The sequence below is a fragment of the Pseudomonas sp. XP1 genome (assembly GCF_053557675.1).
In genome coordinates, this window is record NZ_JBNRIJ010000011.1 from 121,715 (window position 1) to 146,516 (window position 24,802).

The 24,802-nt window shown below is 64.8% G+C and carries 21 protein-coding genes; 15 read left to right on the forward strand and 6 right to left on the reverse strand.

Going from position 1 to position 24,802, the window contains the following annotated elements:
• The first annotated feature begins 23 nt into the window (after positions 1-23).
• The 6 genes from ACK1U9_RS12785 to ACK1U9_RS12810 all read left to right on the forward strand — a co-directional run bounded on the left by ACK1U9_RS12785 (position 24) and on the right by ACK1U9_RS12810 (position 7,085).
• Complete coding sequence (locus tag ACK1U9_RS12785; protein ID WP_046615226.1) at positions 24-1,214, forward strand: pyridoxal phosphate-dependent aminotransferase; 1,191 nt, start codon at positions 24-26, stop codon at positions 1,212-1,214.
• A complete protein-coding gene (locus ACK1U9_RS12790) occupies positions 1,207-2,622 on the forward strand; it encodes an aldehyde dehydrogenase family protein (protein WP_196172980.1) in 1,416 nt (471 codons plus the stop codon). Before ACK1U9_RS12785 ends, ACK1U9_RS12790 begins: the two co-directional genes overlap by 8 nt.
• A gap of 43 nt (positions 2,623-2,665) precedes the next feature.
• Positions 2,666-3,367 carry an NAD(P)H-dependent oxidoreductase gene (locus tag ACK1U9_RS12795; RefSeq protein ID WP_108480630.1) on the forward strand — a complete coding sequence of 234 codons (702 nt, stop codon included), beginning with the start codon at positions 2,666-2,668 and terminating at the stop codon, positions 3,365-3,367.
• 280 nt (positions 3,368-3,647) lie between these two features.
• On the forward strand, positions 3,648-4,751 hold the full coding sequence (locus ACK1U9_RS12800) for a polyamine ABC transporter substrate-binding protein (protein ID WP_046615228.1): 1,104 nt from the start codon (positions 3,648-3,650) through the stop codon (positions 4,749-4,751).
• A 34-nt stretch (positions 4,752-4,785) separates the two neighbouring features.
• The gene (locus ACK1U9_RS12805; protein ID WP_085599165.1) at positions 4,786-6,198 is read left to right on the forward strand and encodes an aminotransferase; all 1,413 of its coding nucleotides are present in this window, start codon (positions 4,786-4,788) and stop codon (positions 6,196-6,198) included.
• A gap of 53 nt (positions 6,199-6,251) precedes the next feature.
• Complete coding sequence (locus ACK1U9_RS12810) at positions 6,252-7,085, forward strand: helix-turn-helix transcriptional regulator (RefSeq protein WP_230384923.1); 834 nt, start codon at positions 6,252-6,254, stop codon at positions 7,083-7,085.
• Between the two features lie 164 nt (positions 7,086-7,249).
• On the opposite strand, the gene ACK1U9_RS12815 is transcribed toward ACK1U9_RS12810, so the two are convergent.
• The gene (locus tag ACK1U9_RS12815; protein WP_196172979.1) at positions 7,250-8,584 is read right to left on the reverse strand and encodes a D-serine ammonia-lyase; all 1,335 of its coding nucleotides are present in this window, start codon (positions 8,582-8,584) and stop codon (positions 7,250-7,252) included.
• Positions 8,585-8,626: 42 nt separating this feature from the next.
• Positions 8,627-9,499: an HTH-type transcriptional regulator CatR gene (gene catR, locus ACK1U9_RS12820; protein WP_196172978.1), complete on the reverse strand. Its 873-nt coding sequence runs from the start codon at positions 9,497-9,499 to the stop codon at positions 8,627-8,629.
• A 135-nt stretch (positions 9,500-9,634) separates the two neighbouring features.
• Between catR and ACK1U9_RS12825 the strand changes: the two genes are divergently transcribed.
• The 5 genes from ACK1U9_RS12825 (at position 9,635) to ACK1U9_RS12845 (ending at position 15,012) form a co-directional block, all read left to right on the forward strand.
• Positions 9,635-10,756, forward strand: coding sequence for a muconate cycloisomerase family protein (locus ACK1U9_RS12825; protein ID WP_085599159.1), 1,122 nt, complete (start codon positions 9,635-9,637; stop codon positions 10,754-10,756).
• Positions 10,757-10,906: 150 nt separating this feature from the next.
• Entirely contained in the window at positions 10,907-11,197 is a 291-nt protein-coding gene (gene catC / locus ACK1U9_RS12830; protein ID WP_013973066.1) for a muconolactone Delta-isomerase, read from the forward strand.
• Positions 11,198-11,240: 43 nt separating this feature from the next.
• Positions 11,241-12,176, forward strand: a complete 936-nt coding sequence (gene catA / locus ACK1U9_RS12835) for a catechol 1,2-dioxygenase (protein WP_046615234.1) — start codon at positions 11,241-11,243, stop codon at positions 12,174-12,176.
• A 118-nt stretch (positions 12,177-12,294) separates the two neighbouring features.
• Positions 12,295-12,789 carry a GNAT family N-acetyltransferase gene (locus tag ACK1U9_RS12840; protein WP_046615235.1) on the forward strand — a complete coding sequence of 165 codons (495 nt, stop codon included), beginning with the start codon at positions 12,295-12,297 and terminating at the stop codon, positions 12,787-12,789.
• A 126-nt stretch (positions 12,790-12,915) separates the two neighbouring features.
• Complete coding sequence (locus ACK1U9_RS12845) at positions 12,916-15,012, forward strand: putative bifunctional diguanylate cyclase/phosphodiesterase (protein ID WP_085599155.1); 2,097 nt, start codon at positions 12,916-12,918, stop codon at positions 15,010-15,012.
• Positions 15,013-15,181: 169 nt separating this feature from the next.
• Here the strand turns inward: ACK1U9_RS12845 and ACK1U9_RS12850 are convergent, their stop codons facing one another.
• The gene (locus tag ACK1U9_RS12850; protein ID WP_108480621.1) at positions 15,182-16,006 is read right to left on the reverse strand and encodes an aldo/keto reductase; all 825 of its coding nucleotides are present in this window, start codon (positions 16,004-16,006) and stop codon (positions 15,182-15,184) included.
• A 247-nt stretch (positions 16,007-16,253) separates the two neighbouring features.
• On the opposite strand from ACK1U9_RS12850, the gene ACK1U9_RS12855 reads away from it, so the two are divergent.
• Positions 16,254-17,132: a DMT family transporter gene (locus tag ACK1U9_RS12855; RefSeq protein WP_046615238.1), complete on the forward strand. Its 879-nt coding sequence runs from the start codon at positions 16,254-16,256 to the stop codon at positions 17,130-17,132.
• Between the two features lie 69 nt (positions 17,133-17,201).
• Here ACK1U9_RS12855 and ACK1U9_RS12860 read toward each other — a convergent pair whose 3' ends face one another.
• Entirely contained in the window at positions 17,202-17,798 is a 597-nt protein-coding gene (locus ACK1U9_RS12860; RefSeq protein ID WP_449109936.1) for a hypothetical protein, read from the reverse strand.
• Between the two features lie 99 nt (positions 17,799-17,897).
• Positions 17,898-18,803 carry a LysR family transcriptional regulator gene (locus tag ACK1U9_RS12865; protein WP_025338767.1) on the reverse strand — a complete coding sequence of 302 codons (906 nt, stop codon included), beginning with the start codon at positions 18,801-18,803 and terminating at the stop codon, positions 17,898-17,900.
• 388 nt (positions 18,804-19,191) lie between these two features.
• On the opposite strand from ACK1U9_RS12865, the gene katG reads away from it, so the two are divergent.
• Together katG and pssA are read left to right on the forward strand one after the other, a co-directional pair.
• Positions 19,192-21,450 carry a catalase/peroxidase HPI gene (gene katG, locus ACK1U9_RS12870; RefSeq protein WP_108480620.1) on the forward strand — a complete coding sequence of 753 codons (2,259 nt, stop codon included), beginning with the start codon at positions 19,192-19,194 and terminating at the stop codon, positions 21,448-21,450.
• 116 nt (positions 21,451-21,566) lie between these two features.
• On the forward strand, positions 21,567-22,895 hold the full coding sequence (gene pssA / locus ACK1U9_RS12875; protein WP_108480619.1) for a CDP-diacylglycerol--serine O-phosphatidyltransferase: 1,329 nt from the start codon (positions 21,567-21,569) through the stop codon (positions 22,893-22,895).
• 49 nt (positions 22,896-22,944) lie between these two features.
• On the opposite strand, the gene ACK1U9_RS12880 is transcribed toward pssA, so the two are convergent.
• Positions 22,945-23,292, reverse strand: coding sequence for a hypothetical protein (locus tag ACK1U9_RS12880; protein ID WP_046615242.1), 348 nt, complete (start codon positions 23,290-23,292; stop codon positions 22,945-22,947).
• A 306-nt stretch (positions 23,293-23,598) separates the two neighbouring features.
• On the opposite strand from ACK1U9_RS12880, the gene ACK1U9_RS12885 reads away from it, so the two are divergent.
• Positions 23,599-24,741 (forward strand): GGDEF domain-containing protein, encoded by a 1,143-nt coding sequence (locus ACK1U9_RS12885; protein ID WP_046615243.1) that lies wholly within the window; start codon positions 23,599-23,601, stop codon positions 24,739-24,741.
• Positions 24,742-24,802 lie beyond the last annotated feature (61 nt).

Below are 24,802 nucleotides of genomic sequence, written 5' to 3' on the forward strand. Positions count from 1 at the left end.
ACCGCCAATGAAGGGAGATTGCCATGCGCTACGCCAAGCTCACTCAACGCATCGCCGGCGACGGGGCCGCGGCCTGGGACATCCACTACCGCGCCTTGGCGCTGCAGGCCGAGGGCAAGGATATCCTGCTGCTGTCGGTGGGTGACCCGGACTTCGACACCCCCGCGCCGATCGTCGAGGCGGCCATCGACAGCCTGCGGGCGGGCCACACTCATTACGCCGATGTGCGCGGCAAGCTGGCGCTGCGCCAGGCCATCGCCAACCGCCACCGCCAGCGCAGCGGCCAGGCCGTCGATGCCGACCAGGTGACGGTACTGGCGGGGGCCCAGTGTGCGCTGTACTGCGTGGCCCAGTGCGTGCTCGACCCGGGTGACGAGGTGATTGTCGCCGAGCCCATGTACGTGACCTACGAGGCGGTGTTCGGGGCCTGTGGCGCCAAGGTGGTGCCGGTGCCGGTCAAGCCGGAGAACGGCTTCCGCGTTTGCCCCCGTGACGTGGCCGCGCGCATCACCTCGCGCACTCGCGCCCTGGCCCTGAACAGCCCGCACAACCCCTCGGGGGCGAGCCTGCCGCGTGCCACCTGGGAAGCGCTGGCCGAACTGTGCATCGCCCACGATCTGTGGCTGATCTCCGACGAGGTGTACAGCGAGCTGCTGTACGACGGCGAGCATGTCAGCCCCGGCAGCCTGCCGGGCATGGCCGAGCGCACCGCCACCCTCAACAGCCTGTCGAAGTCGCATGCCATGACCGGTTGGCGGGTGGGTTGGGTGGTTGGTTCGAGCGAACTGGCCGCCCACCTGGAGAACCTGGCGCTGTGCATGCTGTATGGCTCGCCGGACTTCATCCAGGACGCCGCCGTGGTGGCACTGGAGCAGCAACTGCCCGAGCTCGACAGCATGCGCGAGGCCTATCGCCAGCGCCGCGACCTGGTGTGCGAGCAGTTGGCCGGCTGCCCGGGCATCAAGGTGCTCAAGCCCGATGGCGGCATGTTCGTGATGGTCGACATCCGCGAGACCGGCCTCAGCGCCCAGGCCTTCGCCGATCGCCTGCTCGACAGCCAGGGCGTATCGGTGCTCGCCGGCGAAGCCTTCGGCCCCAGCGCTGCCGGGCATATCCGCCTGGGCCTGGTGTTGGGCAACGAGGCCTTGGCCGACGCTTGCCAGCGCATTGCCCGCTGCGCCGCGGCATCGATGCAGGGGCAGGCCCATGCGTGAGTATGCGCGGCTGTACATCGACGGCGCCTGGCAGGTACCGAGCGGGCAGGGCATGGCCGAGGTGATCGACCCGGCCACCGAACAGGTCATCGGCCGGGTGCCGCTGGGCGCGGAGGCCGATGTCGAGCGGGCGGTGACGGCCGCGCGGCGGGCCTTCGATGGCTGGTCGCGTACACCGTCCGGCGTACGTGCCGGGTACATAACGGCGCTGGCCGCACAGCTGAAAAGCCGCGCGGCGGAAATGGCCTCGGTCATCACCGATGAACTGGGCATGCCGGTGCAGTGGTGCCAGGCGGTACAGGTCGAGGGCCCGATTGCCGGGCTGGAGCAGTATGCCGAACTGGCCGGGCTGATGGATGAGGTGCGCGAAGTCGGCAACTCGCTGGTGTACCGCGAGGCCGTTGGCGTTTGCGCGTTCATCAACCCGTGGAACTACCCGCTGCACCAGATGATCGGCAAGCTGGCGCCGGCCCTGGCCGCCGGCTGCACGGTGGTGGTCAAGCCCAGCCAGGAAACACCGCTGCACGCGTTCCTGCTGGCCGAGATGATCGAGGCCATCGGCCTGCCGGCCGGGGTGTTCAACCTGGTCAGCGGGCCGGGGGCCAAGGTTGGCGAGGCCCTTGCCCGGCACCCGCAGGTGGACATGGTGTCGTTCACCGGTTCCACCGGTGCCGGGGTGCGCGTGGCCCAGGCGGCCGCGCCGACGGTGAAGCGGGTGTGCCTGGAGCTGGGCGGCAAGTCGCCGCTGCTGATCACCGCCGACGCCGACCTGCACGCGGCGGTGCGCCATGGCGTGCAGGACGTGATGATCAACTCGGGGCAGACCTGCACGGCCCTGACCCGCATGCTGTTGCCGGCCAGCCGCTACGCCGAGGCGCTGGAGATTGCCGAGGCCGAGACCCGTGCGCTGGTCATGGGCGACCCGCGTGACCCTGCCAGCTTCCTAGGCCCGATGTGTTCGGCAGGCCAGCGGCGAACCGTGCTCGACTACATTCGCCTGGGGCAGGAGGAGGGCGCGCGCCTGCTGTGCGGCGGTGATACGCCAGCCGGCTTCGAGCGTGGCTTCTACGTGGCGCCGACCTTGTTCGCCGATGTCGACAACTGCATGCGTATCGCCCAGGAGGAAATCTTCGGCCCGGTGCTGTGCCTGATCCCCTATGCCGACGAGGCCCAGGCGCTGGCCCTGGCCAACGATTCGCCGTTCGGCCTGTCCAGCGCGGTGTGGGCAGGTTGCCGCGAACACGGCCTGGCCCTGGCGCGGCAGATACGCGCCGGGCAGTGCTTCATCAACGGTGGTGGGTTCAACTACCAGGCACCGTTCGGTGGTTACAAGCAGTCTGGCAATGGGCGCGAGTGGGGCGAGGAGGGCCTGGCGGAGTTCGTCGAGGTGAAAGCGGTGCAGTGCTGAGCCACAGCTGGAAGACAACCTGTTTTGTGTGAGGAGAATGTTTGTGAATGTACTGATCGTCCACGCTCACCCCGAGCCGCAATCGTTCACTGCCGCCCTTCGTGACCAGGCCGTGGAAACCTTCCGCGCCCAGGGCCACCAGGTGCAGGTCAGCGACCTGTACGCCATGGGCTGGAACCCAGTGGCCAGTGCCGATGATTTCACCCAGCGCGAGAACCCCGAGTACCTGGTGTATGCCCTGGAGCAGCGCCAGGGGGTCAAGCGTGGCGCCATTGCCGCGGATATCCAGCAGGAGCTGGACAAGCTGCTGTGGGCCGACTTGCTGGTGCTGAACTTCCCGATCTTCTGGTTCTCGGCGCCGGCCATGCTCAAGGGCTGGATCGACCGCGTGCTGGTGTCGGGGGTGTGCTATGGCGGCAAGCGCTTCTACGACCAGGGCGGGTTGGCAGGCAAGAAAGCGCTGGTGACCGTGACCCTGGGCGGGCGCGAGCACATGTTTGGCGACGGGGCGATTCATGGGCCGCTGGAGGACATGCTGCGGCCGATCTTGCGCGGTACGCTGGCCTACGTCGGCTTCGAGGTGCTGCCGCCGTTCGTGGCCTGGCATGTGCCGTACATCAGTGACGAGGCGCGGCAGGGCTTTTTGCAGCAGTACCGACAGCGCCTGGAGCAGCTCTCGGACGACCAGCCTCTGGTGTTCCCGCGCCTTGAGCAGTTTGATGAGGCGTTGTACCCGCTGACCTGACCTTTCTCCTGTGCCAGCCACTGGGGCCGCGTTGCGGCCCTTTCGCGACACAAGGCCGCTCCCACAGGGACTGCGCAGTCTTCGAAGCTGGCAGTGAACCTGTGGGAGCGGCCTTGTGTCGCGAAAGGGCTGCAAAGCAGCCCCCAAAGATTCGGCAGGCTGTTGAGATCCACCTGCCAAAAAACGACCACCCACACATTCGGGGTATGTTCCCCTTCGGCAAATCCCTCGATAGTGCCTGCATCGGCTCGATCCCGAGCATTCACACGATGGAGTTGCCATGCGCAAGGTACTGAAGGTGATTGGCGGTCTGCTGCTGGCGTCTGGCGCCAGCCTGGCCCAGGCGGCAGAGGTGGACAGCGGTAACACGTTGCGGTTGTACAACTGGACCGACTACATCGGCGAAACCACCCTGGCCGACTTCGAGAAGGCCACCGGCATCAAGGTCATCTACGACACCTTCGACGGCTACGAAACGGTACAGACCAAACTGCTCACCGGCCGCTCCGGCTACGACCTGGTCATGCTGAATGCTTCCCTGGTACCCCCGCTGATCAGTGCCGGAGTGTTCCAGGCACTGGACAAGCAGCAACTGCCCAGCTGGCACAACCTCGACCAGCAGGTGGTGAACAACCTGCAAGGCTACGACCCCGGCCTGAAATACTCGGCGCCCTACACCTGGGGCAGCTCGGGGGTAACCTACAACGTCGACAAGATCACCGCGCGCATGCCCGATGCCCCCATCGGCTCGCTGGCCATGCTGTTCGACCCCAGGATCGTCTCGCGCTTTGCCGACTGTGGCGTCACCCTGATGGACGCGCCGACCGAAGTCATCCCGCTGGCCCTGCAGTACCTGGGCAAGGACCCACGCAGCGCATCGCCTGCCGACCTCAAGGCGGCCGAACAACTGCTGCTGGGCATTCGCCCGTACATTCGCAAGTTCGACTCGGTCAACTACCTCACCAGCCTGCCCAACGGCGATGTCTGCCTGGCCCTGACCTGGTCCGGCGACTACGCCACCGCCCAGGCTCGTGCGGTGGAAGCGAAGAAGAACATCAAGCTGTCGTTCTTCATCCCCCAGGAAGGCTCGCTGATCTGGTTCGACAACTTGTACATCCCCAAGGATGCACCGCACGTGGCCAACGCCCACCGCTTCATCGAGTTCCTGCTGCAGCCGCAGACCATGGCCAAGGTCACCGACTACATCCACTACGCCAACAGCAACGCTGCCGCCACGGCGTTGGTGCGCGAGGAGATCCGCCAGGACCCGGCCATCTACCCCGACGCGCAAACCCGCGAGCGCCTGTTCGCGCAGAAAACCCAGAGCCCGAAGGACATGCGCGCCATCACCCGGGTCTGGAGCACGGTCAAGACCGGTTTCTGAACACCGCCCAACGATCACTGCCAAGGAGCTGCCCATGGCTACCCCAAGCAAAGCATTCGCCACTGCCAACGACCCGTTGGTGGAAGCCGACAAGGCCCACTACATGCACGGCTACCATGTGTTCGACGAGCACCGCGAGCAAGGCGCGCTGAACATCGTTGCCGGCGAGGGCGCCTACATCCGCGATACCCACGGCAACCGCTTCCTCGATGCAGTCGGCGGCATGTGGTGCACCAACATTGGCCTGGGCCGTGAGGAGATGGCCCTGGCCATCGCCGACCAGGTACGCCAGCTGGCCTATTCCAACCCGTTCTCCGACATGGCCAACGATGTGGCCATCGAGCTGTGCCAGAAGCTCGCGCAGCTGGCGCCGGGTGACCTGAACCATGTGTTCCTCACCACCGGCGGCTCGACCGCGGTCGACACTGCCTACCGGCTGATCCAGTACTACCAGAACTGCCGTGGCAAGCCGCACAAGAAGCACATCATCGCCCGCTACAACGCCTACCACGGCTCCACCACGCTGACCATGTCGATTGGCAACAAGGCCGCTGACCGGGTGCCGGAGTTCGATTATCACCACGACCTGATCCACCACGTGTCCAACCCCAACCCGTACCGTGCCCCGCACGACTTGGACGAGGCCGAGTTCCTCGACTTCCTGGTGGCCGAGTTCGAGGACAAGATCCTCTCGCTGGGGGCCGACAACGTGGCGGCGTTCTTCGCCGAGCCGATCATGGGCTCGGGTGGGGTGATCATTCCGCCCAAGGGCTACTTCCAGCGCATGTGGCAGCTGTGCCAGACCTACGACATCCTGTTCGTCGCCGACGAAGTGGTGACCTCGTTCGGGCGTCTGGGCACCTTTTTCGCCAGCGAGGAACTGTTCGGCGTAACTCCCGATATCATCACTACCGCCAAGGGCCTGACCTCGGCCTACCTGCCGCTGGGGGCATGCATCTTCTCCGAGCGCATCTGGCAGGTGATCGCCGAGCCGGGCAAGGGCCGCTGTTTCACCCACGGCTTCACCTACAGTGGCCACCCGGTGTGCTGCACCGCGGCGCTGAAGAACATCGAGATCATCGAGCGCGAGCATTTGCTGGAGCATGTCAAGGACGTTGGCGCTTACCTGGAACAGCGCCTGCAAAGCCTGCGCGAACTGCCGCTGGTGGGGGATGTGCGCTGCATGAAACTGATGGCCTGTGTCGAGTTCGTTGCCGACAAGGCCAGCAAGGCGCTGTTTGCCGACGAGGTGAACATTGGCGAACGCATCCACAGCAAGGCCCAGGCCAAGGGGCTGCTGGTGCGGCCGATCATGCACCTGAACGTGATGTCGCCGCCGTTGATCGTCACCCATGCGCAGGTGGACGAGATCGTCGAAACCCTGCGCCAGTGCATCATTGAAACCGCGCGCGAACTCACGGCGCTTGGCCTGTACCAGGGCCGATGAACCTGGCGCAAAGGCCTGTGCGCGGGCGTGCCTGGCAGGCTAGACTGCCGGGCATGACCCAGGCCTCTCCCGACACCCCGCTTACCCTTTCACTGGGCGCGCTGCAGCAATGGCATGCGGCGCTGCAACGCGCATTGGCCCACAGCGAAACGCCCGAGGCGCTGGCCCATGTGGCGGCAGCCATCGGCCAGCTGGTGCAGGTGGAATCGATGATGATCAGCCTCGAGTGCCAGGGGCGGGCACCGCAACTGCTGTACCAGCAAGGCATCCCCGACCTGCACCGCGCCGCCGTGCTGGAACGCTATTTCACTGCCGGCTACCTGCTCGACCCGTTCTGCCTGGCCGTGCAGAGCGGCCTGGCCGAGGGCTTCTACCACCTGCAGGAAATCGCCCCGGACAACTTCTTCGACAGCGATTACTACAAGGCTTATTACCTGGGCACTGGTTGCAGTGAAGACAGCTACTACATCGTCGACCTGAGCGCTGGCCGCAAGTTGTCGCTGAGCCTGTTCCAAGGCTGCAGCGGCACGCGCCTGAGCGCGGGGCAGATCGACCTGCTGCGTGCGCTGGAGCCGATGGTGCGCGAACTGCTGGGGCGCTATGCCCGGCACCATCTGGAGCCCGGCCCCGCGCCGGCGGAGCGTGGCGGCCTGCAGGCGGCGTTCGACAGTTTCGGCTGCCAGGTGCTGACCGACCGTGAGCGGGAGGTGGCGCACATGATCCTGCGCGGGCATTCGGTGAAGTCCACCGCGCTGGAGCTGGGCATCTCGCCGGAAACCGTGCGCATGCACCGCAAGAACCTGTACCTGAAGCTGCAGATCAACTCGCAGTCGGAGTTGTTTGCGCGGTTTATCGACTGGCTGCGCGGCGATCATCTGCCGGCCTAGCAGCAAAGGAGCAACTGCCTTGCTCAAATCTGAAAGCTGGCGCGGTCCCCTGTGGGAGCCGGGTTCACCCGCGAAGCAGGCACCGCGGTATATGGCACGGGCTTCGCCCGTGTTCGCGAGTGAACCCGCTCCCACAGGTACAGCGCTGCCCCTCCCTATAATTTTCAGCCCCTGCCTTTAGCCAGATAGGCCGCAAACTCTGCCTCCGGCACCATGCTGCCACCGGTCCCCCACACCAGATGCGTGGCCCGCTCCATGCGCCCGGCCGACAGGCCAATGCGCGCCAGGTACTCAGGTGATTCAAGCACCTTGACCATGCCCGGCATCCCCGCCAGCGCCGAAGGCTCCAGCCGCGTGTTCTCCTGGTCATGGGCCAGTACCAACAGCCGGTACAGCGCCTCGTCGCTGACCGTGTAATAACCATCGAGCAAACGCTGCATCGCCTTGCCGACAAAGCCGGAAGGGCGGCCCACCGCCAGGCCATCGGCGGCGGTCAGGTTGTCGATGCCGAAATCCTGCACGCTGGTGGCATCATGCAAACCGCTATACACCCCCAGGAACATGCACGGCGAGTGGGTGGGCTCGGCGAAGATGCAGTGCACATGGTCGCCCCAGATCAGCTTCAGGCCGAACGCCACGCCACCTGGGCCGCCGCCGACCCCGCAGGGCAGGTAGACGAACAATGGGTGCTGGGCGTCTACCTTGATGCCCGCGGCCTCGAACTGGGCGGCCAGCCGCTCGGCCGCCACTGCATAGCCAAGGAACAGGTGTGGTGAATTCTCGTCGTCGACGAAGTAGCAGCTCGGGTCCGCCGCCGCCTGCTGGCGCCCTTGCTCCACTGCCACGCTGTAGTCGCTTTCGTACTCGACCACGCACACGCCGTGGGCGCGCAGCTTGTCCTTCTTCCATTGGCGGGCATCGGCCGACATGTGCACGGTGGCCTGAAAGCCCAGCCTGGCACTCATGATGCCGATCGACAGGCCGAGGTTGCCGGTCGAGCCGACCGCAACCTTGTACTGGCTGAAGAATTGCCGGGCCTGGTCGCTGGCCAGTACCCGGTAATCGCTGTCGAGGTGGATCAGGCCGGCCTCCAGCGCCAGGTCCTCGGCATGCTTGAGTACTTCATGAATACCGCCCCGGGCCTTGATCGAACCGGAGATCGGCAGCTCGCTGTCGGCCTTGAGCCAGAGTGAACCGCTGGCGGGCAGGCCCGCTGCCTGCAGCAAGGTGGCGTGCAGGGTGGGCAGCGGGCGCAGCGGCGACTCGATGATGCCGCCGCTGGTGGCGGTGTCCGGGAACACCTTGGCCAGGTACGGGGCAAAGCGTGCCAGCCGGGCACTGGCGGCACTGACATCGGCGGCGCCAAGGCCGACATCGGCCAGGGCCTGGGCGGCAGGGGCGATGTGCGGGTTGAACCAACGGGTTTCGCGCAGGGCCACCAGGTCTTCGATCAGAGGATGGGAGCTGCACCATGCTTGCAGTGTCTTGCCGTGAATCATGCTGGGTTTCCTGTTGGTTGATGATGACCGGGGAGCGCACGCTCATTCGGCCTGCTGCGCAATCAATGCCAGGCAGCGCCGCACGATCGGGCTCACATCGCCCTTGCGCCGGCTGAGGATGATCGGGCTGACGGCGCCGCTGTCGAGCAGGCTTACATATTCGATATCGGTGCGGTGCTGCTGCTGCACCGACGCCGGCACCAGCGTGACGCCTACGCCGACGGCCACCAGGCCGATGGCAGTCTGCAGTTCGTTGGCCCACTGGCTGACGCGGATGCTCATGCCGTGGTGCGCGAACAGCGCCAGCACATGGTCTGCATAGCTGGGCCGCGGGTTGGCCGGGTAGAGGATGAACGCCTCGCCAGCCAGCTGGGCGAGTGTGAGCGGGCTGCTCCCCAGCGGGTGGCCCTTGGGCAGTACGGCCACCAGTGGGTCTTCGCACAGCACTTGCTGGTGAATGGCCGGGTCATCGATGCGAATGCGCCCGAAGGCGATGTCGATGCGCCCGCTTTTCAACGCCTCCACCTGCTGCAGCGTGGTCATCTCGTTCAGGCCCAGCTCCAGCTCGTTGTCCTGACGCAGTTCGCGGATCAGCTCCGGCAGCACCTTGTACAGGGTCGAGGGGGCAAATCCGATCCCCAACCACTGACGCTGGCCCTGGCCGATGCGACGGGTGTTGTCGCTGATGTTCTCCAGCTGCTGCAGCACGGTGCAGCTCTGCTCGTAGAAGAAGCGACCCGCCTCGGTCAGCCTCAGCGGGCGCTCGCGCACCACCAGCAAAGTACCGAGTTGGTCCTCGAGTTGGCTGATCTGCCGGCTCAGCGGTGGCTGGGCAATGTGCAGCAGCTCGGCGGCGCGAGTGAAGTTCAGGGTTTCGGCCAGGACCTTGAAGTAACGCAGGTGGCGCAGCTCCATCAGACCTCCAGGGTATGGTGGGAGATTCATTCGATATTGGACGGCTATCAGGGTCTCGCGCAATCCTTGAACAAGCAAGTAAATGCACCACTCGGGCCTGCGGCTGGCAGCCCGAAATTACGGGACCTGGCAACAATGACAAGCGCGCTGATTGAACGTATAGAGGCAATTATCGTCGACCTGCCGACCATTCGCCCGCACAAGCTGGCGATGCACACCATGCAGCAGCAGACCCTGGTGGTATTGCGTGTTCGCTGCAGTGATGGTGTGGAAGGCATCGGCGAGGCCACCACCATTGGCGGCCTGGCCTATGGCTACGAAAGCCCCGAGGGCATCAAGGCCAACATCGATGCGCACCTGGCGCCGGCGCTGATCGGCCTGCCGGCAGACAACATCAACGCCGCCATGCTCAAGCTGGACAAGCTGGCCAAGGGCAACACCTTTGCCAAGTCGGGTATCGAGAGTGCCTTGCTCGATGCCCAGGGCAAGCGCCTGGGCCTGCCGGTCAGCGAACTGCTGGGTGGCCGCGTGCGCGACAGCCTGGAAGTGGCCTGGACCCTGGCCAGCGGCGACACCGCCCGCGACATCGCCGAAGCCTTGCACATGCTGGAGATTCGTCGGCATCGGGTGTTCAAGCTGAAGATCGGCGCCAACCCGTTGGCCCAGGATCTCAAACACGTGGTGGCGATCAAGCGCGAACTGGGCGACAGCGCCAGCGTGCGGGTCGACGTCAATCAGTATTGGGACGAATCCCAGGCCATCCGTGCCTGCCAGGTGCTTGGCGACAACGGCATCGACCTTGTCGAGCAACCGATTTCGCGCATCAATCGCAGCGGCCAGGTGCGCCTCAACCAGCGCAGCCCGGCGCCGATCATGGCCGACGAGTCGATCGAAAGCGTCGAGGACGCCTTCAGCCTAGCAGCCGACGGCGCGGCCAGCATCTTCGCCCTGAAAATAGCCAAGAACGGCGGCCCTCGCGCCGTGCTGCGCACCGCGCAAATCGCCGAGGCTGCCGGCATCGCCCTGTATGGCGGGACCATGCTCGAAGGCTCGATCGGCACCCTGGCTTCGGCTCACGCCTTTCTGACCCTGCGCCAGCTCACCTGGGGCACCGAGCTGTTCGGGCCGCTGCTGCTGACCGAAGAAATCGTCAATGAGCCGCCGCTGTACCGCGACTTCCAGCTGCACGTGCCACACACACCGGGCCTGGGCCTGACCCTGGACGAACAGCGCCTTGCGCGCTTCGCCCGCCGCTGAGTCACGCTGGCTGAAAGAACACACAACCCCTGTGGGAGCGGCTTTGGTCGCGAAGCAGGCGACGCGGTGGATGGCACGGGCTTCGCCCGTGTTCGCGGGTAAACCTGCTCCCACAGTGTTCGCGCCAAATCAGAGAAAGGAGATACCAGCATGCTGTTCCACGTGAAGATGACCGTGAAACTGCCGGTCGACATGGACCCGGCCAAGGCTGCCCGGCTCAAGGCCGACGAAAAGGAACTGGCCCAGCGCCTGCAGCGCGAAGGCACTTGGCGCCACCTGTGGCGCATTGCCGGGCACTACGCCAACTACAGCGTGTTCGACGTGCCCAGTGTCGAGGCGCTGCACGACACCCTGATGCAGCTGCCGCTGTTCCCTTACATGGACATCGAGGTCGACGGCCTGTGCCGGCACCCCTCGTCGATTCACAGCGACGACCGCTGAGACGCACCTGTCAACCTGACAAGAACAAGATGAGGCAAGCACGATGACCGTGAAAATTTCCCATACTGCCGATGTTCAGGCGTTCTTCAAGGAAGTGGCCGGCCTGGGCCATGCCGAAGGCAACCCACGCTTCAAGCAGATCATCCTGCGTGTGCTGCAAGACACTGCACGCCTGGTCGAAGACCTGGAAATCACCGAAGACGAGTTCTGGCATGCCGTCGACTACCTCAATCGCCTGGGTGGCCGTAACGAAGCCGGCCTGCTGGCGGCGGGCCTGGGCATCGAGCACTTCCTCGACCTGCTGCAGGATGCCAAGGACGCCGAGGCCGGCCTGACTGGCGGCACCCCGCGCACCATCGAAGGCCCGCTGTATGTGGCAGGGGCGCCGCTGGCGCAGGGCGAAGCGCGAATGGATGACGGTAGCGACCCGGGTGTGGTGATGTTCCTCCAGGGCCAGGTGTTCGATGCCGAAGGCAAGCCGTTGGCCGGCGCCACCGTCGACCTGTGGCACGCCAACACCCAAGGCACCTATTCGTACTTCGACTCGACCCAGACCGAGTACAACCTGCGCCGGCGCATCATCACCGATGCCGAAGGGCGCTACCGCGCGCGCTCCATCGTGCCGTCGGGTTACGGCTGCGACCCGCAGGGGCCGACCCAGGAATGCCTGAACCTGCTCGGCCGTCACGGCCAGCGCCCGGCGCACGTGCACTTCTTCATCTCGGCGCCGGGGCACCGCCATCTGACCACGCAGATAAACCTGGCTGGTGACAAGTACCTGTGGGATGACTTCGCCTATGCCACCCGTGACGGGCTGGTCGGCGAGCTGTGCTTCGTCGAGGATGCTGCGGCGGCGCGTGATCGCGGCGTAGAAGGTGAGCGTTTTGCCGAGCTGACGTTCGACTTCCATCTGCAGGCGGCCAAGGCGCCAGACGCCGAGGCACGCAGCCATCGCCCGCGTGCGTTGCAAAACAGTTGAGCCCTATCAATCGATGACTGGTTTTGGCCTGGGCCTTTCCGTGCGGGGAGGGCCTGGGCTTTTTGCTGCCAGGAGCTGTTGATCTAGAATCCGCCTTTTTACCCGAGCCCTTCGCATCATGCTGCCCATCGAACTGCTGGCGACCACTGCCGACCAGGCCCCGCTGATTCGCAACCTCTACCAGTTCTACGCCTACGAGTCCTCGGACTGGGAGCAGGAAGACGTCGAAGTGGACGGCCGCTTCTATATCCATGACGAGCACCTGCAACGATATTGGCAGGCCGATGGCTGGGGCGCGTATCTGGTGCTGGCAGATGGTTTCATCGCCGGTTTCGTGCTGGTCGAGCGCAGCGAACTGCCGGGCATCGATGCGTTCGAACTGGCCGACCTGTTCATCCTGAAAAAGTACCGCCGACAGGGCATCGGCCGGGCGGTGGCGTTGCAGCTGCTGGGCGGCGATGGTGATTGGCTGATGCGCTGTTACGCAAAGGACGCGCCTGCCGTGGCCTTCTGCAATGCCGTGCTGGCCGAGCTGTCGCGCCCGGCGCAGCCCATAGCCCTGGATGACGAACCAGGCTTGCTCAATTTCCTGGTCACGGGCGCACGTCATTGAGGGTGGCCAGCCTTCGTTCGCAAATTGAAGGGATCGTGGCTTTTTGTGAGCTACTTCACAAAATCGTCATCGAAGGCATAATGCCACCAATCCTTTTCACGCCTTTCGAAGGCCCAGGTAAAGTTCATGTCGCTAGTCGCAAGCCCCGACATCATGTACCGGCTGTTGATCCAGAGTGTGGTGGACTATGCCTTCTACCTGCTCACCCCCGAAGGGATCGTCGCCAACTGGAACCCCGGCGCCCAGCGCGCCAAGGGCTACCTGGCCGAGGAAATCGTCGGCCAGCACTACTCGTTGTTCTACACCGATGCCGAGCGCGCCGCCGGGCTGCCCGCGCTCAATCTTGAGCAGGCGCGCAGCACCGGGCGCTTCGAAGAGGTCGGTTCGCGCCTGCGCAAGGACGGCACGACCTTCCATGCCCATGTGGTGATCGACGCGGTTTACGATGATGCCGGGCAACTGGTGGGCTTCGCCAAGGTCACCCGCGACATTTCCGAGCGCCACCGGCAAGAGCTGGAACTGCTGCAGGCCAAGGAACTGGCCGAGCAGTACAGCCAGGAAATGGCCAAGCTGTCGCAGTTTCTTGATTCGGTGATTGCCAACATCCCTGCCAGCGTCATTGTCCAGGACCTGGAAAGCCAGCGCATCCTGCTGGCCAACCAGCAGGCCGAACGCCTGTTCGGCGGGCCGCAGCGCAGCATGATCGGGCAGCTGCCCGGCGAATGCCTGGCACCGGGTGCTGCCGGCTACCTGGAACAGCAACTGGCCCGTGGCGCCCGCAGCACCAAGGGCCATGCCGCCGAAACCCGGGTCGACACAGCCTGCGGCCCACGCACCCTGCGCAGCCGCACCTTGCTCAGCCAGAACCGTGAAGGCCAGGCCGACTACGTGCTGTTCGTTGCCGAAGACGCCACCGAAGAGCTGGCTGCCCACGCGCAGATCCACCATATGGCGCACCACGATGCGCTGACCGGGCTGCCCAACCGCACCCTGTTCAACGAACGCCTGCGCCAGGCGCTGGTGCGTGACAGCGAGCACGCCAAGCTGACCGCCGCCCTGTGCCTGGACCTGGACAACTTCAAGAACATCAACGATTCGCTGGGCCACGCCTTTGGCGACAAGCTGCTGCGCGCGCTGGGCAAGCGCCTGCGCCGCGAGCTGCGCGAACACGACACCCTGGCCCGCCTGGGCGGCGACGAGTTTGCCGTGGTGCTGACCGGCCTGGAAGGCCGGGAGGCCGCATGCAACACTGCGCAGCGCCTGATCAACGCGGTCTGCCCACCGTTCCAGATCGAGGGGCACCAGTTCACGGTGGGGGTGAGCATCGGTATTGCCATTGCGCCTGACGACAGCGACCAGGCCGAGCAACTGCTGGGCTACGCCGACATGGCGCTGTACGAGGCCAAGCGCAATGGCCGCAACCGCTACGAGTGTTTCAACGTCGAACTGGACGTCGCCGCCCGCCAGCGCCGCCTGGTGGAAACCGACCTGCGCACCGCGTTGCACCTGGGCCAGTTGCAGTTGCATTACCAGCCGGTGGTCGATCAGCAGACCAGCAGCGTTACCGGCTATGAGGCGCTGCTGCGCTGGGAGCACCCGACCCGCGGCATGGTCATGCCCATGGACTTCATCCCCATCGCCGAGGAAACCGGGCTGATCCATGAACTGGGCGCCCGGGCGCTGAACCTGGCCTGCCAGGAGGCGGCCAGCTGGGACAGCGAGCAGACGGTCTCGGTCAACCTGTCGGCGGTGCAGTTCAAGAATGCCAACCTGGTGCACACCGTGGCCTTGGCGCTGGCCGACTCAGGCCTGCCGCCACAGCGGCTGGAGCTGGAGGTCACCGAGTCGGTGCTGCTGGGCAACAGCGAGGAAAACGTGCGTACCCTGCGTGCACTGAAGGACCTGGGGGTGGCCATTTCGCTGGACGATTTCGGCACCGGGTATTCCTCGCTGGGCTACCTGCGTTCGTTCCCGTTCGACCGGATCAAGATCGACAAGTCGTTCGTGCATGACATGTGCGACAGCCGCGAGGCGATGTCGATCATCCGCGCCATTACCGACCTGTCCAACAGCCTGATGATCAAGACGACGGCCGAGGGGGTGGAGTCGGAGGAGCAGATGCGCCGGTTGGCGGCGGAGGGTTGCTCGCACTTCCAGGGCTACCTGTACGGGCGACCTGCACCGGCGAACGAGCGCTTGAAGCAGGTCATGACGCCGGCATAACGGTTTGCGCGGCCCATTGTGGGAGCGGCCTTGTGTCGCGATTGGGGCGCGCAGCGCCCCCAACATTTTCAGCTTCGCCGCAAAAATTGCCGGGGCCGCTTTGCGGCCCTTTCGCGACACAAGGCCGCTCCCACAGAGATCGTGCCAGCTTTCAGATATTGAGCAGCAATCAGCTGTTCCAGTCCGGCGCAAACGCCGGGCTCACCACCCGCTGGTTTTTCGGCAACCCGGCAATCGCCGCGCGGTCCTCGTCATCCAGTTGCACGGTCGAGGCCGCCAGGTTGGCCAGCTGGTTCTCGCGGCTGCCGGCCTTGGGGATCACCGCCACGCCGTCCTGGTCCAGCAACCACTTCAGCGCCACCTGGCTGGGCAGCACGCCATGCTTGCGGGCGATCGCCTGGATCACCGGCTGCGCCGCCGCCTGCCCACGGGCCAGCGGGGTGTAGGCGGTGAGCAGCAGGTCGTGGCGGCGGGCATAGTCCAGCAGCGGTTGCTGGCCGAGCAGCACGTGGTATTCCACCTGGATCGCCGACAATGGTGCGCCCAGCGTTTCCACCACCTGGCGCAGCAGCCCCAGCGGGAAGTTGGCCACGCCGATGCTGCGCGCCTTGCCCTCGTCACGCAGGGCCACCAGGGTTTCGATGCTGCGGGCCAGGTCCCAGTCCTGGGCGGGCCAGTGGATGTGGAACAGGTCGACCTGCTCGGTACCCAGCGCGCGCAGGCTGTCCTCCAGCGACTGGCGCATGGCCTTGGGCGCCAGGCGATCCCACCATACCTTGGTGGTCAGGTGAATATGCTCGCGCGGTACATCGCTGTCGCGCAGGGCCTGGCCGACGGCGGCCTCGTTTTCATAGGCAGTGGCGGTATCGATATGCCGGTAACCCACTTCAAGCGCCTGGCGCACGGCCTGGGTGCACTCGCTGCCGGTCATTGGCCAGGTGCCCAGACCGATCGCGGGCAGGTCCAGGCCGTTTCGGGTGGTGAGCCTTTGCATGTAAATTCCTTGTAGGGTGTGCAGGGTTCGCATTGGATGGTCGGCGATCAGCACGGCACGGGCCATGCGCGCGGGGCGGAAAGTGGTCGATCAGCGAACAGAAACTGCAGTCGGCCTTGGCTGGTGGCAATTGAACTTCCTTATTCTTCGGCATCTCTTCTAGAATCCGAGCTGTTGCATCCGCCAGGCTATGCCTGCGCGGCCTTCACTGGGCGCCGCATCCAGCCGCGCCGTCATCGAGAGTGCCATGAGTTCCAGCACACCGCTGTCCGGAGTCAACCAACCCCTGCGCGGCATCGCCCTGGTGGTGGTGGCGACATTCCTGTTCGCCAGCCACGATGCCCTGTCCAAGTTCCTCGGCGGCCTGTACCCGATCATCATGGTGGTGTGGGCGCGGTATGTGGTGCATACGCTGCTGATGGCCGGCATCTTTCTGCCAAAGGCCGGCCTCAACGTGCTGCGTACCCGCCGCCCGCTGTTGCAGACGTTACGTGCCCTGAGCCTGCTGAGCACCAGCCTGCTGTTCACCACCGGCCTGCAGTACCTGCCGCTGGCCGAAGCCACGGCGGTCAACTTCCTCGCCCCGGTGCTGGTCACCGCACTGTCGGCACCACTGCTGAAGGAGCGGGTGACGGTGGGGCAATGGGTGGCGGTGGTGATGGGCTTCATCGGCGTGCTGGTGGTGGTGCACCCGGGCGGGGCGATGTTCACCCCGGCCATTCTGTATCCGTTCGGTTCGGCGCTGGGCTTCTGCTTCTACCAATTGTTGACGCGTATCCTGGCTTCGCACGACAGCCCGACCACCAGCAACTTCTATGCGGGGTTGTGCAACACCCTGGCGATGAGTGCGCTGGTGCCCTTCTTCTGGGAGATGCCGCGTTGGGACCATGCGCTGCTGATGCTGGCGCTGGGTGGCTTTGGCATGACTGCGCACCTACTGCTGACCCAGGCCTTCCGCCATGCGGCACCGGCGTTGCTGGCGCCGTTCAGTTATTGCCAGATCGTGTTTGCCGGTTTGCTTGGGTTGGTTGCCTATAGCCAGGTGCCGGATACCTTGAGCCTGGTGGGCATCTCGGTGATCTGCCTGAGTGGGCTGGGGGCGGCGTGGATGCAGCGGGGTAAGTAGAAGGCCGTTATTACAGCACCGACCTGTAGGAGCTGTGCCCAAGCATTGCGCTAGACCAGTGGAAGGCCCTCAAACGCGACCCTTCAACAACGCCTGCAACGAATCGTCAAAGTCCCGCAGCGCATCTGCCTGCACCGCCCGCTCATCCTCGACCACCCGCGCCACATCGCCCAGGCGCTTGCTGGCCCGTCCTTCAGCGCGGCCGATATAGGTCAACTGGTCATCGAAAAAGCGAGCTACCACCCGGCTTTCGATATCCGCGCTGGCCAAACGGCTTTCGGTGTCCAGCAGCACGATCACATCCGGGTGGTCGCCCAGCAGCGTGTCCAGGTCGTCATAGAACGTCACTTCGGCAAACTGCTGCGCCAGTGACCGCGCCAGCCAGTCATACGCCTGGCTCTCGCTGCGCAGGGTCGCCACCGGGACGCGCTGGCCCTGGGCCGGCGCGGTGGCCTGGGTGCGATGGCTGCCGAGGTATTCGAGGGTCGCTGCGGCATCATGTCCCAGCAGCACGGCCACCCGCTGGCCAGGGCCCAGGATGACACTGGAAATGGCCGTGGCCGAATATAAGTGCCCGTAGGGCTGCGTGTCGGTAGCCGCCGGGCTGGCACAACCGCCAAGGGCGGCCAGCAAGGCGAGCAGGGCTGCGATCATGCCGGTTTTCATGGGAGGCCTCATCAATCAGTGAATGCCTCCATCTTCCAATCGGGCTGTTCGCAGCGGAACTTGATGGCATTCATGGTAGCTATCGATGAGGTCGATGAATCACTGCGTGGCCATGAATTGCAGGATGCGTTCGCGCAGCCAGCGCTCGGCGGGGTCATTGTCCTGGGCGCCGCTCCAGACCATCGACAGTTCAGCCTCGGTGATGTCGAACGGCGCCGGGTCGGCGCGCAGGCTGCCGTCGTCGGCCAGGGCGCAGGCGGCGTAGTCCGGCACCGTGGCGATAAGTTCGGTGTTGCGCAGCAGGGCGCGCAGGCTGCCGAACTGCGGCACCGCCAGCACCACCTTGCGGCAACGGCCGATGCGTGCCAGGTCAAGGTCGATATTGCCGCTCATGTCGCCGGAGAACGACACCATTACATGTGGGCGGGCGCAGTATTCGTCGAGGGTCAGCGGGCCTGGGCGGTCATCGGCGCGCAGCACCCGCACGCCGATGTTGCGCAGCTTTCGGCGCTTGGCGGTGGCCGGCAGGTCAGTGGTGTAGCTCACGCCCACCGAGATCTCGCCGCTGGCCAACAGCCCTGGCATCAGCAGGAAGTTGGCTCGGCGCACCACCACGCTGATGTTCGGGGCCTCTTCGCGCAGGGCCTGCAGCAGGGCCGGGAACAGGCCGAACTCGGCATCGTCCGACAGGCCGAGGCGGAACACGTTGCAGCTGTTGACCGGGTCGAACTCGCGGGCGCGACTGATGGCGGCGGAAATCACGTCCATGGCCGGCCCCAGCTCGGCGAAGATCTGCATGGCCCGTGGGGTTGGCTCCATGGCCCGGCCGTTGCGGATCAGCAGCGGGTCGTCGAACAGCTCGCGCAGGCGGGCGAGGGCGGCGCTGACGGTGGGTTGGGTGATGAACAGCTTTTCGCCGACCCGGGTCAGGTTGCGTTCGATCATCAGGGCTTCGAACAGTACCAGCAGGTTCATGTCGACGCGGCGCAGGTCGTTGCGGTTCATGAGTGGGCGGGTTCCGGAGTAGAGGGGGTGGCGGTGTATTGAAGCATGTGGCCAGCCTGATTGCCTTGTATGGATGTGCCGGCCTCTTCGCGGTTAAACCCGCTCCTACAGGATCATCATGGGAAAGCTGACAGAGCCAACCTATCACCCCTCAATAGCCACTCTATTAGAACTCTGTCCAAGCTCGGCTAGTCTTTCCCCTGGCCCCGCGAGTTCCGCGAGCGGGCGGCGTGTCAGCACCTGCGTGCAAGACCGCACCAACCCCATCGTGACAGCTTCGCAAGCCCCGTGTAGACCTGATGAGGGGTAGCACGAGCCCACGCGCTCGGCTGAAAGAACACCTGGCAATGACCGGAAATCTGGATAACCGACCCAAAGGTACCCGCAGATGTCGAACGAATCGAAATGCCCGTTCCATCAAACCGCAGGTGGCGGCACCACCAACCGTGACTGGTGGCCTGACCAGCTCAACCTGAGAATTCTTCACCAACATTCCTCCAAGTCCGACCCGATGGACCCGGGTTTCGACTATGCCAAGGCGTTCAAGAGCCTCGACTTCCAGGCCCTGAAGCAAGACCTGACCGCCTTGATGACCGACTCCCAGGACTGGTGGCCCGCCGACTTCGGCCACTACGGCCCGCTGTTCATCCGCATGGCCTGGCACAGCGCCGGCACCTACCGCATCGGCGATGGCCGGGGTGGTGCAGGCTCTGGCCAGCAGCGCTTCGCCCCGCTCAACAGCTGGCCGGACAACGTCAGCCTGGACAAGGCCCGGCGCCTGTTGTGGCCGATCAAGCAGAAGTACGGCAACAAAATTTCCTGGGCCGACCTGATCGTGCTCACCGGCAACGTCGCCCTCGAATCCATGGGCTTCAAGACCTTCGGTTTCTCTGGCGGGCGTGCCGATGTCTGGGAGCCGGACGAGGACGTGTACTGGGGCTCGGAAAAGGTCTGGCTGGGCGGAGACATTCGTTATGGCAATGAGCAGGTCAAGGCCCAGCCGCCAGGCCAGGGTGACCTGGTAGCCGAGCCAGCCAAGCACGCAGAGGAGCAAAGCCGGGACCTGGCCGGCGAGCGCAACCTGGAAAACCCGCTGGCTGCCGTGCAGATGGGCCTGATCTACGTGAACCCGGAAGGCCCGGACGGCAACCCCGATCCGGTGGCCTCGGGCAGGGACATCCGTGACACCTTCGGCCGCATGGCCATGAACGATGAAGAAACCGTGGCGCTGATCGCCGGGGGCCACGCCTTCGGCAAGACCCACGGTGCCGGCCCTGCCGACAACGTCGGCCCCGAGCCGGAAGCAGCAGGCCTGGAGCAGCAGGGGTTGGGCTGGGCCAACAAGTTCGGCAGCGGCAAAGGTGGCGACACCATCACCAGCGGCCTCGAAGTGACCTGGACCTCGACCCCCACCCGATGGAGCAACGAATACCTCAACAACCTGTTCAACTTCGACTGGGAACTGACCAAGAGCCCGGCCGGTGCCCACCAGTGGCGGCCGAAGGAGGGCAAGGGGGCAGGCACTGTGCCGGATGCCCATGACCCGGCCAAGCGCCACGCGCCTTCCATGCTCACCTCCGACCTGGCACTGCGCTTCGACCCGATCTATGAGCCGATCGCCCGCCGCTTCAAGGACAACCCTGACCAGCTGGCAGACGCCTTCGCCCGCGCCTGGTACAAGCTGATCCACCGCGACATGGGCCCATTGGCGCGCTACCTCGGCCCGGAAATGCCCAACGAAGAGCTGCTGTGGCAAGACCCGCTGCCAAAAGTCGACCATCCGCTGGTAGGCGAGCAGGACGTTGCCGAGCTCAAGGCCAAGGTGCTGGCGACGGGCCTGAGCGTTGGCGAGCTGGTGGCCACAGCCTGGGCGGCGGCGTCGACCTTCCGCGGTTCGGACAAGCGTGGCGGGGCCAATGGTGGCCGCCTGCGCCTGGCGCCGCAGAAGGACTGGCCGGCTAACCAAGGCACGGGCAAAGTGCTGGCGGCGCTCGAGAAGATCCAGGCCGAGTTCAATGCCGGTGGCAAGAAAATCTCCCTGGCCGACCTGATCGTTCTGGCTGGCGCCGCCGCAGTGGAAAAGGCTGCCAAGGACGCCGGGCACAACGTCAGCGTGGCGTTCCGCCCGGGGCGTACCGATGCCTCCCAGGCGCAGACCGACGTCGAGTCGTTCGCCGTGCTGGAACCGCTGGCCGATGGCTTCCGCAACTTCACCAAGGCCCGCTACAGCGTCAAGGCCGAGAAGCTGTTGCTGGACAAGGCCCAGCTGTTGACCCTGACCGCACCGGAAATGACCGTGCTGATCGGCGGCCTGCGCGTGCTCGGTGCCAACCATGGCGGCAGCCAGCAGGGCGTGTTCACCGACAAGGTCGGTACCCTGAGCAACGACTTCTTCCGCAACCTGCTGGACATGGGCGTTGAGTGGAAGCCGACCTCGGTGGATAACGAAGCCTTCGAAGGGCGGGACCGCAAGACCGGGCAGGTTAAATGGACAGGTAGCCGGGTTGACCTGGTGTTCGGTTCCCATGCCCAGTTGCGGGCGTTGAGCGAGGTGTACGGCAGCAGTGATGGCCAGGACAAGTTCGTGCGGGACTTTGTGGCGGCCTGGGAGAAAGTGATGGAGCTGGATCGCTTTGACCTGAAATAGCTTCGTCAGAAATGGGGGCTGCGAAGCAGCCCCCATGCTCTCCGGGGGCTGGACCATTTCAATCTTCCTGTGCAAGCTGGTGCACGACAGTGATTGCACACAGAAGGTAATCGTTCGTGAACCCCGAAACCATGCTGGCGGCATTGCCAGGCTACGCCATGTCGGCAGAGTCCATCCAGGTGCTGCCCGATGCCAAGGCCTACCGCGCCTGCCTGCTTGAGCGCATCCGCGCCGCAACCCGGCGTATCGTCATCGTTGCGTTGTACCTGCAGGAAGACGAGGCTGGCCAGGAAGTGCTGGATGCCCTGTACCAGGCCAAGGCCGCGCGGCCAGGGCTGGAAATCACCATCGTGGTCGACTGGTTCCGTGCCCGCCGTGGCCTGCTGGGCGCCGGCCGCCAGCCGGGTAACGCCGCCTGGTACCAGGCACAGCGCCAGCACCATGGGCTGGACATCGTCATCCATGGCGTACCGGTCCAGACCCGCGAGCTGTTCGGCGTGTTGCACCTGAAGGGCAGCATCATCGACGACTGCGTGATCTACACCGGCGCCAGCCTCAACAACGTGTACCTGCACCGTTTCGACCGTTACCGCCTGGACCGCTACCACCTGTTCCAGTCACCAGAGCTGGCCGATGCGATGGTCGGGCTGGTGCGACGCCTGCTGCACCACACCGCCACACCGCGCCTCGACCTGCCGGCGCCACCCTCTACCCGCAGCCTGCGCGGTGACATCCGGCGCTTGCGCGCGCGGCTGCGGCGCATGGTCTATGAGGCACCGGCCAGCGCAGCAGGGCAGGGCCTGCGGGTTATTCCGCTGTTGGGTGTGGGCCGTGGCAACCCGCTGAACCGGGCGCTGTGCGCCTTGCTGGCGGCGGCGCGCACACAGGTCATCATCAGCACGCCGTACTTCAACCCACCCCGGGTGCTGATGCGCGAGCTCGACCATGCCCTGGCGCGTGGCGTGCGGGTGGAGCTGATCGTTGGTGATCGCACGGCCAACGATTTCTATATCGCCCCTGGCGAGCCGTTCAGCGCCAGCGGCGCGTTGCCCTACCTGTACGAAGACAACCTGCGCGCTTTCACCCGACGTCGCCACGCTGCGATTGCAAGCGGCCAGCTGCAGGTGCGGATCTGGAACGACCCCGGGCATACCTTCCATGCCAAGGGCGTGTGGGTCGACCAGCGCTATTCGCTGCTGACCGGCAACAACCTGAACCCGCGCGGCTTCAACCTGGACCTGGAGAACGGCCTGCTGATCGATGACCCGCAAGAGCAATGGCTGGGGCCACGGGAGGCAGAGTTGGCCGAGTTGCGCCGGCATGCGCCGAAGATCGGCTCGGCAGAGGAATTGGGAGTCAAGGCCGAGCACCCCAAGGAAGTGCGCAGGTTCCTGCGGCGGCTGCGCTATAGCCGGCTGGAGCCGCTGATCAAACGGGTGCTCTGAGGGAATTCAAGCGTTTTTGTGGGAGCGGCCTTTTTGTCCGGGCAACGGCTTACTGCGCCGGGGCCAGGCGAATACCACTCACCTGCACCTGATCACCGGGCTTGAAGCGGGCATTGGGCGAGCGATAGCGCTGGGTACTGCCGTCGTCATGGCGTACCACGTAGGCTGCATCGCTGTGTCCGCTGCCTTGTTGCACGGCGGCTCCGCCAAATGCACCCAGGGCTGCACCGGCGATGGCGCCGAACGGGCCGCCGAGCGCGGCACCGACCATCAGGCCGGTGACGCCCCCGACGCCATGGCCCACCGTGTTGTCGGGGCTTTCCGAGAGCACCTCGTCGGCGCAGGCGGGCAGGGCGATGGACAGGGACATCGCCAGAGGAAGAAGGATATTTTTCATGATGGTTATTTCCGCAAGGCAGGTAGTGGCGAAGAGAATGGTTCAGCTTTCGTGCCAGCTGGGCAGCCCTTGCAGATGGGGGTGTTACGCTGGTGTGTTGTCATAACGACAGCAGTTTTTGTGGTGCAAATGACTGGCTGATGTCAATATGACATTTCGCCCGCACGGTATTGCCCAGGGCTGGGCTATCATTTGCAGGCTGGTGGTGTAAGGCTCCTCTGAAAAGTCATCACGAGCGCATACAATCGGGCCTTTTCCTCGTCAACCAGATAGGCCGAACCGTTCATGGCGCTTGATCCACCCACGATGCTGACTATCTCGATCGCCCTGGCTGCCGCGGCTGCGTTGTACCTGGCAATCGAGTGGCGCAGCGTCCGCGAGCCGTCACTGCTGTTCTGGAGCGCAGGCTTTGCCACCATCACGATTGGTTCCACCCTGGCCTTGCTGCGCGGCATCGGTTTGTTGCTGATCGGTATCTGGTTCGCCAACGGCCTGCTGGTGGTGGCGCACTGGTTCTTCCTGATGGGTGTGTTGCGTTTCACCCAGGAGCGGCTGTCGCGTATCTGGTTATCGGTCGTGCTGGTGTGGTTCGCCTTGCTGCTGTTGCCTGTGGGGCCGCAGTGGTCGAAGGTGATGCTGATGGTCAACTCGTTGCTGGTGGCGCTGTTGACGCTCAAGGCCAGCTGGCTGTTGCGGCCGCATGGCAGGTCGCTGAGTGTTGGCGCGGTGCAGTTGCGCTATGTGTTGCTGGTTCATGGGTTGTTCTATGTGGCCAAGGCGATCATTGCGATCACACCGGGTACGTTGATTGACCTGGCCACCTTCGGCGGGCTGATCATTCAGGTTTCGTTGGTCGAAGGTGCGATGGCGATCATGCTGATTGCCTTGTCGATGACTGGCACCGTGCGCTACCGGCGCGAGGAGCGGATTGCCCGCCTCGCAGCCCGTGACCCGTTGACAGCGCTGTACAACCGACGTGCACTGGAGGTGCGAGCGGGGCCTTTCTTCAAGGCAGTGGACTCGGCGCAACCCGGGGCCTTGCTATTGATCGACATCGACAATTTCAAACTGGTCAACGACCTGCACGGGCATGTTGCGGGGGACCGCTTGCTGATTGCCCTGAGCGAGATGATTCGTGCGGTGCTGCCCGAGCGCTCGCTGGCGGCGCGGCTGGGTGGTGATGAGTTCGTCATTCTGCTGTGTGGTGCGAGCAGCGAGCGGGTCATGGAGCTGGGAGGATTGCTGCGCGAGCAGTTCCAGCAGTATGCCAGCAAGACGGTACCTACGCCGCAGCCGGTCACCTTGAGCATCGGCGCCAACCTGTTCGACCAACCGCCGACGAGCCTTGCAGCCTTGATCGAGCAGGGGGATGTCGCCTTGTACCAGTCCAAGCGCGGTGGGCGCGACAGCATCCGCTTCGTCGAACGACCGATGGCCGATCTCAGTTAGCCATATCCAAAAAGCCAAATAGCTGCAGGCCCCGTCCGTGGGGCCTCAGCAAGAATGGCGA